The organism is Pseudomonas sp. DSP3-2-3 (assembly GCF_049898225.1).
Classification (GTDB): domain Bacteria; phylum Pseudomonadota; class Gammaproteobacteria; order Pseudomonadales; family Pseudomonadaceae; genus Aquipseudomonas.
Genome location: NZ_JAFCXH010000003.1, coordinates 48804 through 62119 on the forward strand (window position 1 = coordinate 48804; position 13316 = coordinate 62119).

Genomic DNA, 13316 nt, shown 5'->3' on the forward strand with positions numbered 1-13316 from the left:
TGACTCCTGGCCGCCTGGCCGAATGGTCTGCACTTTAACCAGCCACTCCCCTGCGCTCTATAGGACATGTCCTAAATGGGGGGCCGATCCAGCTGCAAAATGATGTCGGCTCTGAGACGAACCATGGACCGCTGGAGGATTGGCCAGTGTTCATCCAGGGCGGTTTCTGACTCATTGCGCGCATGCTCGTCAACGACAGCGCAGGCCCTGGCCAGCTCGACGGCGTCAACCAGACACGCAGCCCCCTTCAAACGGTGCGTGGTGGCGCTCAAGGCCTTCCAGTCGCGCCGTTCGACAGCCTGCTGAATCAAATCCTGCTCCTGGTCCAGGTTCCTCCAGAGTTCGGCAAGCATGCGCTGCATTTGCTCATGGTTGGCCTGGGTCAGGCGTCTTAACGCGTCCATCTCGAAGCTCAATGGCGGCGCATGGGTCGCGAGGATCTGAGCCAGACGCTCAAGCGAAACAGGTTTCACGATGACCGAATTCATCCCTGCGGCAATGCATCGCTGTTCCTCGCCCACTAAAGCATTGGCGGTACAGCCGATGATCGGGCAACGCCGACGTTGCTCCTGGTCCTCCAGCAGCCGAATCGCCTCAGTCAGCTGATAACCGGTCATACCAGGCATGTTGCAATCGGTGAGCAGCAGATCGAACGCCTCTTCACGCCACAACTTCAGCGCTGCCCCACCGCCTTCAACCGCCACGACCCAATGCCCGAGAAACTCCAGTTGTTGAGTCAATACCAGACGATTCGCGGAAAGATCATCGACGACCAACAAACGCAAGCGGCGTACCGCGGGGCTCTTAATCGGTGTTGCAAGCGAGGTGTCGGGCACTTCAGCGCCACGCTTGACCGGGACCTCAGCGATAACTTCAGTGCCGCGCTGCCCCATCTCGCTGGATAGACTGATCTTGCCGCCCATCAGCTCGACCAGTTGTTTACAGATACTCAGCCCCAACCCTGTTCCGCCATAAGTGCCGGCGATCTCTTCGCTACCCTGGACGAATGGCTGGAACAGCTCCATTTGCCGCTCGGGGCTGATCCCGACACCAGAGTCTCGAACCCTGATGTGCAGTTGCACCGACTCAGCGTCATGGGGCGTGGCGTCGATGCTCAGAACCACGGAGCCCTGCTCGGTAAATTTCAATGCGTTAGCCAGCAGATTGTGCAGAACCTGACGCATACGCAGCGGGTCCAGCTGATAAGTGCCCTGGGCTCTTTCCGAGAAATCCAGAGACAGGTCCAAGCCTTTTTCGGCAGCCTGAGCCTCGAACAGCTGAACGATGCCTGCCATGAACGGCTGCAAAGCCACCGGGGCCAGGTTCAGCTGCAGACTTCCCGCTTCGATTTTTGCCAGATCGAGGCTTTCGCCGATCAGTTCAACCAACTCCGTTGCCGACCGAAAGGCCGTTTCCAGGCCTTGGGATGGCGGCAGGCCAAGGCGCAGCGCTTTTTCCCGCTCCAGCTCCAGCAAGCCGATGATTGCCCCCATCGGCGTGCGGATTTCATGACTCATGCTGGCCAGAAACGCACTCTTCGCTTCGCTGGCGCGATCCGCCTGCTGTCGGGCTTCCTGCAACCGGGATTCCAGCAGTTTGCGGTCGGTAATATCGATCCACCCGCCCAGCAGACCTTGCAGCTGACCGTCGGCACGGAAAAACGGCACGGTCCATTGCCTGGCATCGATCTGTTTGCCGAGTAGCTGCATGCTGCGGTCCACGAACACCGGTTTACGTGTTTCCAGCAACGTCAGGTAATCCGCATGCAATTGCTGAGCGCTGTCCCGAGGAATCACGTCGACGTCAATCAAACGCCGCCCATTCATCTGTTCGAAACTGACCCCGAAACTTTCTTCGTAGCTGCTGTTGCAGGAAACCAGGCGGCCCATGAGATCACGAACGTAGATCGGATTAGGTATGCCGTTGAGCAGCGCATGCTTGAACGCAAGTTGATCGTTGAGTGCTTCTTCGGCTTTCTGGCGCTGGCGAATCTGAATCTTCAGGCGACTGCTCCAGATCAGCGAAACCATGCCAATGAGCAACGCCAGCACCAGAACCCAGTAAACCCAGGCCGGAATCCGGTTCCAGATAGAAGGCTGCGGGACCACCGCACCGAGCCACTTCATGCGAATGGCGCGCATTTCAGGGACTGGAAACTCCTCAAGGGCCTTGTTCAGAATACTCAGCAACTCAGGCTGGGCCTTGATCACCGAAAATCGGTCCGGCGACCAGCGACCATCGACGCTGCGCCCGACCTTGAGTGTGTCGGGAAGATTGAGGTGAGCGCCCGCTTCATTCTGCAGAGTGGCATCGGCCTGGCCGTTGGCGACCTGCTGACGCGCCTCTTCATAAGTCGCCACCTGGCGCAACTTGACGTCGGGATACTCACGTCGAATGACTTCTTCCAGCGCATGCCGGGCGGGCAATGCCAGCGTCCGACCCGTCAGATCATTGAGAGAAACAGGCGACTCGCTGCCTGCCCGGACCACGAACACCCAACTGTTGCCACCAAAGGCATAGGTGAAATCGAGGACTTTCCTGCGCTCGTTATTTTCCGCCAGGGTGGTGTTCATATCGGCGTGAGCGCTTTGCAGGAGGTTCAACGTCGCTCGGGTTGAAGCGACTTCCGTGTGCACGAATTGCAGCCCGGTCAGACGCGAGATTCTCGCCAGGATATCGACATTCAAGCCCACCCACTGGCCGTTCGCGTCCTTGTAGATATAGGGCGGATGCTGACTGGTGGCCACCGTGACATTGGGGTGTTTGACGATCCATTTTCTTTCGGCATTGCTCAACGATATACGCTGGCCATTCACATCAGACCCCAGGCCCAGCGTCCAGCGACCGAGGATTTCGCGGTTGAGCGCCGCACCAAGGCTGAGCAACGCTTCATTGATCAGCGCTAAAAGCCGTTTCTGGTCGTCGCGAACCGCAAACGCGAACCCCATCGGCGGCAACGAGCTCTCGAACTTGATCTGGAAATCCAGATACGGATGCAAGGCGATGTAGGAACGCGCGATCACTTCGTTACCGATGAAGGCGTCGGCTTCACCGTGACTCAAGGCTTCCAGGGCACTGAACAGGTTGGGAGCAAGGATGATCTCGCTGTCGGGATACGTCGTATGCATGACATGGTCATCTGCGTAGCCGTCCAGCAATACGATCTTTTTTCCCGCCAGATTGGCCGGCAGCGCTGTGTCGGAGCCGCGACCAATGACGAACGAGCGATCCGGCATATAGTCGCTTGAGTAGGCCAACCCGCTGAGCCCGCGCTCGTAGCCGTTGGCGCTGGTCAGAATGTCGATCGTCCCGTTGCGCAGTGCAACAACCGCCTCGTGCCTTTTTGCAAAACCCACGACCTCGATCGTTGTACCCAGCTTGCTGCCAATCAGGCTCAGGTAATCGGCGCTGATTCCCTGGTAGCGGTTGTGGTCGCTGGTGATGTCGATGGGTTCATAGTCAGCAATGGAAATGCCGACGCGCAATTTTTTGCGCTGCTGCAGCCATTGCCGATCCGGGATGCCGAGCGCCAAGGGTTCGAGCACCACGAAAGGCGCCACAAGATTGAACGGCAGGCTTTGGGCGGCGAAGGCCCGTTGACTGAGCAGTAGCAATATCGACAGGAGAACCGCGTGAAATACGCGCCTGTTCGCTGCGTGGCCGGGTGCCCTTAAAGCACGCGGAATGTTTGCTTCTTTCACTAAAACTGACTCATCCGCAAGGTTCTTAACCCCCAAAGTTTGGCATGCGGAAATGAGAAGGCCCGCCGGGTGGCGGGCCTTAAGTTGTTACACAACGATACCGTTACAACGGTTTGCCGCGATTGCCATGCTGGCTGACGAAGGCCTGTATGGCTTTGAGGTCATTCGGCAAAATCGTGCAGCGTTCGTCACGCTCGAATAAATCAGACAAATGTGCAGGTAGCTCAAGCGCTTTTCCTACACCCGCCTTCTCCACTGCCTCAGGAAACTTGACCGGATGAGCAGTGCCGAGGATCACCATCGGCGTATCCAGGCTGCGACGACAGGCGCGTGCCGCCTTGACACCGATGGCGGTGTGCGGATCCAGCAGCTCACCTGTTTGCGCGAACACCTCGGCAATGGTTTCGCAGGTCTGCTCGTCACTGACGGCCAGGGAGTCGAACAGCTTGCGGGTTTCGGTCCAGCGCTCGTCTTCGACGCTGAAACCGCCGCCTTGCTTGAACGTATCCATCAGACCGGCAATGGCCGCACCGTTACGACCGTGCATGTCGAACAGCAGACGCTCGAAGTTCGACGACACCATGATGTCCATCGAAGGCGACAGCGTGGCGTGCAGGGTTTCCTTGACGTACTGATTGCCGCTCATGAAGCGGTGCAGGATGTCGTTGCGGTTGGTTGCGACGATCAGCTGATTGATCGGCAGCCCCATATTGCGGGCAAGGTAACCGGCGAAGATGTCGCCGAAATTGCCGGTCGGCACCGAGAACGACACCGAACGCGCCGGCCCACCCAGCTGCAGGGCCGCGTGGAAGTAGTAGACGATCTGGGCCATGATCCGCGCCCAGTTGATCGAGTTGACCGCGACCAGACGTGTGCCCTTGAGGAAAGCCTGATCAGCGAAGCTGTTCTTGACCATTTCCTGGCAGTCGTCAAAGTTGCCTTCGACGGCGATGTTGTGGATGTTGTCGCCAAAGATGGTGGTCATCTGCCGACGTTGAACGTCGGAAACGCGGTTATTGGGGTGCAGGATGAAGATGTCGACGTTGTCGCAACGGCGACAGCCTTCAATCGCCGCCGACCCGGTATCGCCAGACGTTGCACCGAGAATGACGACACGCTCGCCCCGCTTGGCCAGCACGTAGTCGAGCAGGCGACCCAGCAGTTGCAGAGCGAAGTCCTTGAACGCCAGGGTCGGGCCGTGAAACAGCTCCAGCACCCATTCGTTGCCATTCAACTGACGCAGCGGCGCCACCGAACTGTGGGCAAACACGCCGTAGGTTTCTTCGAGGATCTTCTTGAAATCCGCATCCGGGATGCTGCCGGACACGAATGGGCGCATCACGCGGAAGGCCAGTTCGTGATAAGGCAGGCCGGCCCAGGAAGCGATTTCTTCCTGCGTGAAGCGCGGCAGGTTTTCCGGCACATACAGGCCGCCATCGCTGGCCAGGCCAGTGAGCAGCACGTCTTCGAAATTCAGGGCCGGCGCTTGGCCGCGAGTACTGATATAGCGCATGGTCAAACCTTCGGTTTGGGCTAAAAGCTTCAAGCTACAAGCTGCAAGTTAAAAGCGAGTTAGCCTTTACTTACAGCGTATAGCTTGCCGCTTGCCGCTGATTTAATTGCTTTTACTTGCTTTTACTTGCAGCTTGCAGCTTGGCGCTTGCAACTGCCTCAATTCAGATGTTCCACGCGGATCCGGACCACTGGACCCACCACATCCTGCAACGCTTCCAGTGCCTGGATGGCGTCATTCATGCGCTGCTCGACCACGCGATGGGTCAACAGAATCATCGGCACCAGGCCGTCATGTTCTTCGACTTCCTTCTGCATGATGGATTCGATGTTGATGCCGCGCTCCGACAGAATGCTCGCTACTTGCGCCAGCACGCCCGGATGATCCTTGGCCTGGATGCGCAGGTAGTACGCGCTTTCACAGGCTTCGATCGGCAGGATCGGATGTGCGGAAAGCGAGTCCGGCTGGAAAGCCAGGTGCGGCACGCGATTCTCCGGGTCGGAAGTCATGGCGCGCACGACGTCTACCAGATCAGCGATGACCGACGAAGCCGTAGGCTCCATGCCCGCACCGGCACCGTAGAACAGCGTCGAGCCTGCGGCATCGCCATTGACCATCACCGCGTTCATCACGCCATTGACGTTGGCGATCAGTCGATCAGCCGGAATCAGCGTCGGGTGAACACGCAGCTCGATACCAGCGGCAGTGCTGCGCGCAACGCCCAGGTGCTTGATGCGATAACCCAGCGCTTCGGCGTAATTCACGTCGGCGGTGGTCAGCTTGGTAATGCCTTCGGTGTAGGCCTTGTCGAACTGCAGCGGGATACCGAACGCGATGGAAGCCAGAATGGTCAGCTTGTGCGCGGCATCAATACCTTCGACGTCGAAGGTCGGATCGGCTTCGGCATAACCCAACGCCTGAGCTTCGGCCAGGACATCCGGGAACGTGCGGCCCTTCTCACGCATTTCAGTGAGGATGAAGTTGCCCGTGCCGTTGATGATCCCGGCCACCCAATTGATACGGTTTGCCGACAGACCTTCACGGATCGCCTTGATCACCGGAATACCGCCTGCCACTGCCGCTTCGAACGCGACGATGACGCCCTTCTCGCGCGCCTTGGCGAAAATCTCGTTACCGTGCACGGCAATCAGCGCCTTGTTGGCAGTGACGACGTGCTTGCCATTTTCAATGGCTTTGAGGACCAGGTCGCGGGCTATGGTATAGCCGCCGATCAGCTCGATGACGATATCGATTTCAGGGTTGGTTGCCACCGCGAACACGTCGCTGGTGGTCGAGGTACCGGTAATCTGGCAGTTGGGGTTCGGCGTACGCATGGCAATTTGTGCCACTTCGATTCCACGCCCGGCGCGGCGGGCAATCTCCTCGGCGTTACGCTGAAGTACGTTGAAGGTACCGCCACCGACAGTACCTAGCCCACAGATGCCTACTTTGACCGGTTTCACTATGAACTCCCCGTAAAACGGCCAACTCGAGGCTGGCCGTGGAAAACAGCCGCACGTCACCATGCGGCTCTCAATTTAACGGGACGACACTGACATCTGTCGTCCCACGGCCTTCAAGGAAACCTTGATGACGCTGGATTATTCGGCGCCGAGCGCCAGTTTGGCCACTTGCGCCGCAGGCTGGTAGCCCGGGATCAATTGACCGTCAGCCAGAACGATAGCCGGTGTGCCGTTGACACCGATCGACTGGCCCATTTCGAATTGCTTGGTCACAGGGTTGGCGCATTTAGGCGCCTGGATGTTCTTGCCATCGACCATGCGGTCCATGGCGCCCTTGCGATCCTTGGAACACCAGACCGCCTGCAACTGCTCATCGCCGGGCGAACCCAGGCCCTGACGCGGGAAAGCAACATAGCGGACTTCGATACCCATCTTGTTCAGCTGCGGCACTTCGGCGTGCAGCTTGTGGCAATACGGGCAGGTGGTGTCAGTAAATACGGTGATGTGCGATTTGGTCTCGCCAATGGCCGGGTAAACCACCATTTCAGCGGTCGGGATACCGTTGATGGTTTTGGAAATCGCCAGGCGCTCGGTTTTTTCGGTCAGGTTGACCGGCTTGCCGTCCTGGATCTGGAACAGGTAACCCTGCATGACGAACTGCCCATCGCCGCTGGCATACAGCACGCGGCCGCCTTTGAGCTTGACTTCGTAAAGGCCGTTCAGCGGGCTGGCAGCGATGCTGTCGACCGGCAACTCCAGCTTGAGTGAATCCAGCGTCTTGCGAATCGCTTGTTCGGCGGGCGCATCAGCCTGAGCGAACAGGCTAAAGGTACTGGCCAGCGCAATGACTGCGGCGGCGAAAATCTGGGTCACGCGCATGAAAACTCCTCGGGCGGTGGGCAAATGGGCGGCGCTGAAAACAGCGGGTGCCAGCATCCATTTGCGAAACCGGCAAAGACTATCACATAAGGCCTGCAACACCGACCCGGACCGACGCCGGATATCGGGCAATTCCTGCCATTGATACCTTCAGCCGCGCGGGTGATGCTTGGCGTGCATGTCCTGCAAGCGGGCACGGGCGACATGGGTGTAAATCTGCGTGGTCGACAGATCGCTGTGGCCCAACAGCATTTGCACCACGCGCAGGTCTGCGCCGTGGTTGAGCAAATGGGTCGCGAACGCGTGGCGCAAGGTATGTGGCGACAGTGACTTGCCAATACCGGCCACCGCAGCCTGATGTTTGATGCGATGCCAGAACGTCTGACGCGTCATTTGTTCACCCCGCAAACTGGGAAACAGCACGTCGCTGGGGCGCCCGGCCAGCAACTCATCGCGAGCACCGCGCATGTAGCGCTCGATCCAGACGATGGCCTCTTCGCCCATGGGCACCAGCCGTTCCTTGCTGCCTTTGCCCATGACCCGCAGCACGCCCTGGCGCAGGTTGACTTGCTCCAGCGTGAGACTGATCAATTCGGTGACACGCAGCCCGCAGGCGTACAAGACTTCAAGCATCGCCCGATCCCGCTGGCCGATGGCTTCGCTCAGATCGGGAGCCGCCAACAAGGCTTCGACATCGGCTTCGGACAGCGACTTGGGTAAGGGCCTGCCCAGTTGCGGCATGTCAATTTGCAATGTCGGGTCAATCTGGATCAGTTTTTCGCGTAGCAAATAGCGATAGAAACCGCGTACTCCGGACAGAAAGCGTGCCGTCGAACGAGGTTTGTAGGCCTGGTCCACGCGCCAGGCCAAATGATCAAGAATGGCTTCGCGCCCGACACTGATCAGATCCACGCCCCGCTCTTCCAGCCAGCCATTGAACAAGGCCAGGTCGCTGCGATAGGCGTCGCGGGTATTGTCCGAAAGGCCCTTCTCCAGCCACAGGGCGTCGAGAAAACGGTCGATCAGCGGATGGTCGATTGCAGGCATAGGTGATGGGCGCTTGTGTTGTTTCGCGAAAGACCGCTATTGAACACGGACAATAAAATCCCGGACACAAAAAAGCAGCCCGAAGGCTGCTTTTTTTGCATCGGATTGCTGGACTTAAGCCAGTTTTTCCTTGATGCGAGCTGCTTTACCGGACAGGTCACGCAGGTAGTACAGTTTGGCTTTGCGAACGTCACCGCGACGTTTCACAGCCAGGCTGTCGATTTGCGGGCTGTAAGTCTGGAAAGTACGCTCAACGCCAACACCGTTGGAGATTTTACGAACAGTGAAAGCACTGTTCACGCCACGGTTACGCTTGGCAATTACTACGCCCTCGAACGCTTGCAGACGCGCACGGTCGCCTTCCTTCACTTTCACCTGAACGACAACAGTGTCGCCCGGGGCAAAGGTAGGGATCTCTTTCGTCATCTGCTCTGCTTCGAGTGCAAGAATGATTTTGTTAGTCATGCTGTGCTCCTAAGGTGATCCATCTGGATCGACCATCGATACGTTAACTATCGTCCCGCTCACGGATGTATTCCGCCAGCAGCTTCTTCTCTTCTCCAGAAAGCGAGCGGCTTTCCAGAAGATCGGCGCGTCGTTCATAGGTCCGCCCAAGGGACTGCTGTAAACGCCAACGCCGGATATGTGCGTGATTGCCACTAAGCAATACGTCGGGAACACGCTGATCCACATACACCTCCGGTCGGGTGTAATGCGGGCAATCCAGCAGACCATCCGTGAAGGAATCTTCCTCCGCGGAGTCCGCATGCCCTAAAGCTCCAGGCAGCAGCCGCGTAACCGCGTCGATCAGCACCATTGCCGGCAGCTCGCCGCCAGACAGTACATAGTCACCAATCGACCACTCTTCATCGACATGAGCTTCAATGAAACGCTCGTCAATGCCTTCATAACGACCGGCGATGAGAATAATCGCTTCCTCCTGTGCCAGTTCGCGCACTGCGCACTGATTCAGTTGGCGGCCTTGTGGCGACAGGTAAATTACCTTCGCCGCTTCCCCTGCCGCTTGCCTGGCCTGAACCAGAGCATCTTCAAGGGGCTTGATCTTCATCACCATGCCCGGACCACCGCCAAATGGGCGATCATCCACAGTGTGATGTCGATCCGTGGTGTAGTCCCGCGGATTCCAACAAGTGAGCTGCAACAGCCCTTGTTTCACCGCTCGGCTGGTTATGCCGTATTCGCTGATGGCGGAAAACATCTCGGGGAACAGACTGATCACTTCTATGCGCAGGCTAGCCATGGCGCTTAGAAGTCCGCATCCCAATCCACCTTCATCTCGCCGGCACTCAGGTCGATTGCCAACACGCATTGCTCTGTATAGGGCAGCAGGCGTTCGCGATCATCCAGGCTGCCTGCGCAGGGCTTGACCACCATTACATCATTCGAGCCGGTTTCCAGAAGATGATCGATTTTCCCGAACAATTGCCCAAGAGTGTCGATAACCTTCAAACCTTCCAGCTGGTACCAGTAGTACTCGCCGTCGGTCAGATCAGGGAACAGGTTGCGTGGCACACAGATTTCGTAACCGGACAGAAGACGGGCTTCTTCACGATCATCGAGACCTTTGAGCTTTGCGACCAGGAACTTGTTTTGCAAGCGTCCGCTGACCAGCTCTACCTGTTTAACGCTGCCTTCGCGCCGAAGCGTCCAGGTTTTGTAATCCAACAGGTTTCCAATCGGATCAGTAAAGGAAAAGACCTTCACTTCGCCGCGAACGCCATGAATAGAGTAGATCTTGCCAATGACGATCAAATCGTCGGCAACAGCTGGCGTCGCGTTCATATTGCTCAGGCCGCGACCTGAGTCTTGGCTCGTTCTTTCAACAGCTGAGCAACGCGCTCGGATGTTTGTGCACCCACGCTCATCCAGTAAGCCAGACGCTCGTCGTTCACGGACAAACGAACTTCCTGACCACGGGCAACCGGGTTGAAGAAGCCAATCTGCTCTTTGTGTGAACCGTCGCGCGCATTGCGGCTATCGGTAACAGTGAGGTGGTAAAACGGGCGCTTTTTGGAGCCGCCAAGGGCAAGACGGATGGTTAGCATTGAACATCGTTCCTGTAGTCGGTGCTGCAAATCTAAGATGCACAGCGGGCATAGGTGCCCGAAAGGCCGCATATTCTAAGGAATATCCGGACTTTTGCAAATGTCTTTTTCCGGCGCCTATCGGCATGCCATCAAGATTTGCTATGGAGCCGTCGATATCGACGGCGGATAGACACCCGCCAAACGGGTGTTTTGCCGGGAATTTCGCCCCGGCGAGCTGCGCGCAAACGAACTTGCGCGCGACGTAATCACATCTTCGGCATGCCGCCGCCGGGCAACATTCCGCCCATGCCGCGCATCATTTTCGCCATTCCGCCTTTCGCGGAGAACTTCTTCATCATCTTCTGCATCTGTTTATGCTGCTTGATCAGACGCCCGATGTCCTGAACCTGCGTACCCGAACCCAGGGAGATGCGACGCTTGCGCGAACCGCTGATCAGCTCCGGGTCGCGACGTTCGGCAGGGGTCATCGAGTTGATGATGGCTTCCATCTGCTTGAACTGTTTTTCCGCTGCGCCCTGGGCATTGCCCATTTGCGAGAGGTTCACGCCGCCGATATTCGGCAGTTTGTCCATGAGGCCGCCAAGGCCGCCCATGTTCTTCATTTGTTGCAGCTGATCGCGGAAGTCTTCGAGATCGAAGCCCTTGCCCTTCTTCAGTTTCTTCGCGAGCTTGTCGGCCTTGTCCTTGTCGAGGGTCTGTTCGGCCTGCTCGATGAGGCTGAGCACGTCACCCATGCCGAGGATTCGCGAAGCGATGCGGTCGGGGTGGAACGGTTCGAGCGCGTCGCTCTTCTCGCCCATACCGATGAATTTGATCGGCTTGCCGGTAATCGCCCGGACCGAAAGCGCCGCGCCACCCCGTGCGTCACCATCGACCTTGGTCAGGATCACGCCAGTCAGTGGCAAGGCATCGCCAAACGCCTTCGCTGTATTGGCGGCGTCCTGGCCGGTCATGGCATCGACCACGAACAGCGTTTCCGCCGGCTTGACCGCGACGTGCAGCGCTTGAATCTCGCCCATCATCTCGACATCGATGTGCAGACGACCGGCGGTATCGACGATCACCACATCAATGAATTTGAGTTTGGCTTCCTTGATGGCGGCCAGCGCGATCTCGACCGGCTTCTGGCTGATATCAGACGGGAAGAACGTTACGCCGATGTCGTTGGCCAGGGTTTCCAGCTGCTTGATGGCCGCAGGACGGTATACGTCCACCGAGACCACCATGACGGTTTTCTTCTTGCGCTCCTTGAGGAACCTGGCCAGCTTGCCCGCAGTGGTGGTTTTACCCGCACCCTGCAAACCCGCCATCAGGATTACCGCCGGAGGCGTGACGGCGAGGCTGAGCTCTTCGTTGGCCGCCCCCATCATTTCTTCCAGCTCGGCCTGGACGATCTTCACGAACGCCTGGCCCGGCGTCAGGCTGCGCGACACTTCAGTGCCGACAGCGCGCTCCTTGACCTTGTTGACGAAGTCTTTGACTACCGGCAAGGCGACGTCGGCTTCAAGCAAAGCCATCCGCACTTCGCGCAAGGTATCTTTGATGTTGTCCTCGGTCAGCTTGGCCTTGCCAGTTACGTGGCGCAGCGTCTGCGAGAGACGGTCGGTAAGGTTTTCAAACATGCGCGATCCTTTCAGGCTCTCGTCGAACCCCGGTTGATGCGGCCCGGCCCGTATTGAAGAAAATGGCGCTCGGCGAGCCTGCGGCTTGAGCAGGTCGCGGATTATAGCGAAGACTCCGCTCGGAGTCTGCTCCTGTGGTCTTTCGTGAAATGCGGGTGTATGCGAAACTCAGCGCCTTTCGGGCCCGCCCATCAGGATTTATGTTCCCTTTGCCACCCAGCCTGCTACCCAGCCTCGCCGCCGCCTGCCTTTATGCCGCTGCGACCATTTATCAGGGCCTTCGCCTGAGCCAGGGCACCAAGGCCGACAAACGGCTGCTTTGCCTGCTTGGCACGCTTGCCGTCATCGCGCATGCCACCGGGCTTTTCTCGCAATTGGTGCGCCCTATCGGCCTGGGCCTGGACTTCTTCAGCGCCGCCAGCCTGATTGCCGTGGCCGTGATTGCCCTGACGCTGCTCGCCACCGTGCGGATTCCGGTGGAAAACCTGTTGGTGCTGCTGTTCCCGCTGGGACTGGCAACCGTGCTGCTCGCGCAGTTCGCGCCGACCGGCACCGTGCAGCCGATTGACGAGGAGCCGGGGATTCTCAGCCATATCCTGCTGTCGATTCTCGCCTACGGCATGTTCACCATTGCGATGTTCCAGGCGCTGCTGCTGCTGGTCCAGGACCATCAACTCAAGCACAAGCATCCTTCGGGGCTGATCAAGAACTTCCCGCCTCTGCAAACCATGGAAAGCCTGTTGTTCGGCTTTTTATGGGCCGGCTGGTCGCTGTTGTCGCTCTCGCTGATTTCCGGCTGGCTATTCGTCGAAAACCTGTTCGCCCAGCATCTGGTGCACAAAACCCTGCTGGCGTGTCTGGCCTGGATAGTCTTCAGTGTGTTGCTGTGGGGTCGAAATCGTCTGGGCTGGCGCGGACACAAGGCCATCCGCTGGACCCTGGGCGGCTTTTGCCTGCTGATGCTGGCGTATTTCGGCAGCAAGCTGGTCCGTGAATTCATTCTGCACATCTGACGGGCGTTG

At 58.2% G+C, this 13316-nt stretch carries 11 protein-coding genes; 1 reads left to right on the top strand and 10 read right to left on the bottom strand.

The genetic code is table 11. From position 1 onward, the window contains the following. Positions 1-71: 71 nt before the first annotated feature. The 10 genes from ACP7E4_RS04780 to ffh all read right to left on the bottom strand — a co-directional run bounded on the left by ACP7E4_RS04780 (position 72) and on the right by ffh (position 12294). Positions 72-3617: a transporter substrate-binding domain-containing protein gene (locus ACP7E4_RS04780; RefSeq protein ID WP_426112547.1), complete on the bottom strand. Its 3546-nt coding sequence runs from the start codon at positions 3615-3617 to the stop codon at positions 72-74. A 187-nt stretch (positions 3618-3804) separates the two neighbouring features. Further along, on the bottom strand, positions 3805-5214 hold the full coding sequence (gene thrC, locus ACP7E4_RS04785) for a threonine synthase (protein WP_426112160.1): 1410 nt from the start codon (positions 5212-5214) through the stop codon (positions 3805-3807). Positions 5215-5372: 158 nt separating this feature from the next. Then, positions 5373-6677 carry a homoserine dehydrogenase gene (locus ACP7E4_RS04790; RefSeq protein WP_426112162.1) on the bottom strand — a complete coding sequence of 435 codons (1305 nt, stop codon included), beginning with the start codon at positions 6675-6677 and terminating at the stop codon, positions 5373-5375. 138 nt (positions 6678-6815) lie between these two features. After that, positions 6816-7556 (bottom strand): thioredoxin fold domain-containing protein, encoded by a 741-nt coding sequence (locus ACP7E4_RS04795; RefSeq protein ID WP_426112164.1) that lies wholly within the window; start codon positions 7554-7556, stop codon positions 6816-6818. A 150-nt stretch (positions 7557-7706) separates the two neighbouring features. After that, complete coding sequence (gene xerD, locus ACP7E4_RS04800) at positions 7707-8603, bottom strand: site-specific tyrosine recombinase XerD (RefSeq protein WP_426112166.1); 897 nt, start codon at positions 8601-8603, stop codon at positions 7707-7709. 114 nt (positions 8604-8717) lie between these two features. Then, entirely contained in the window at positions 8718-9068 is a 351-nt protein-coding gene (rplS, locus tag ACP7E4_RS04805; RefSeq protein WP_020289544.1) for a 50S ribosomal protein L19, read from the bottom strand. Positions 9069-9111: 43 nt separating this feature from the next. Further along, the gene (gene trmD, locus ACP7E4_RS04810) at positions 9112-9864 is read right to left on the bottom strand and encodes a tRNA (guanosine(37)-N1)-methyltransferase TrmD (protein WP_426112168.1); all 753 of its coding nucleotides are present in this window, start codon (positions 9862-9864) and stop codon (positions 9112-9114) included. 5 nt (positions 9865-9869) lie between these two features. Further along, positions 9870-10406: a ribosome maturation factor RimM gene (gene rimM / locus ACP7E4_RS04815; protein WP_341522909.1), complete on the bottom strand. Its 537-nt coding sequence runs from the start codon at positions 10404-10406 to the stop codon at positions 9870-9872. A 5-nt stretch (positions 10407-10411) separates the two neighbouring features. Then, positions 10412-10669 (bottom strand): 30S ribosomal protein S16, encoded by a 258-nt coding sequence (gene rpsP / locus ACP7E4_RS04820; protein ID WP_020289547.1) that lies wholly within the window; start codon positions 10667-10669, stop codon positions 10412-10414. A gap of 248 nt (positions 10670-10917) precedes the next feature. Further along, positions 10918-12294, bottom strand: a complete 1377-nt coding sequence (gene ffh / locus ACP7E4_RS04825) for a signal recognition particle protein (protein WP_426112171.1) — start codon at positions 12292-12294, stop codon at positions 10918-10920. Between the two features lie 200 nt (positions 12295-12494). On the opposite strand from ffh, the gene ACP7E4_RS04830 reads away from it, so the two are divergent. Continuing rightward, on the top strand, positions 12495-13307 hold the full coding sequence (locus ACP7E4_RS04830; protein WP_020289549.1) for a cytochrome C assembly family protein: 813 nt from the start codon (positions 12495-12497) through the stop codon (positions 13305-13307). Positions 13308-13316 lie beyond the last annotated feature (9 nt).

Coding starts and splice junctions, on each gene's coding strand:
- ACP7E4_RS04830 (WP_020289549.1), top strand. CDS start 12,495: ATGTTCCCTTTGCCACCCAGCCTGCTACCCAGCCTCGCCGCCGCCTGC.
- thrC (WP_426112160.1), bottom strand. CDS start 5,214: ATGCGCTATATCAGTACTCGCGGCCAAGCGCCGGCCCTGAATTTCGAA.
- rimM (WP_341522909.1), bottom strand. CDS start 10,406: ATGAACGCGACGCCAGCTGTTGCCGACGATTTGATCGTCATTGGCAAG.
- xerD (WP_426112166.1), bottom strand. CDS start 8,603: ATGCCTGCAATCGACCATCCGCTGATCGACCGTTTTCTCGACGCCCTG.
- trmD (WP_426112168.1), bottom strand. CDS start 9,864: ATGGCTAGCCTGCGCATAGAAGTGATCAGTCTGTTCCCCGAGATGTTT.
- rpsP (WP_020289547.1), bottom strand. CDS start 10,669: ATGCTAACCATCCGTCTTGCCCTTGGCGGCTCCAAAAAGCGCCCGTTT.
- rplS (WP_020289544.1), bottom strand. CDS start 9,068: ATGACTAACAAAATCATTCTTGCACTCGAAGCAGAGCAGATGACGAAA.
- ffh (WP_426112171.1), bottom strand. CDS start 12,294: ATGTTTGAAAACCTTACCGACCGTCTCTCGCAGACGCTGCGCCACGTA.
- ACP7E4_RS04795 (WP_426112164.1), bottom strand. CDS start 7,556: ATGCGCGTGACCCAGATTTTCGCCGCCGCAGTCATTGCGCTGGCCAGT.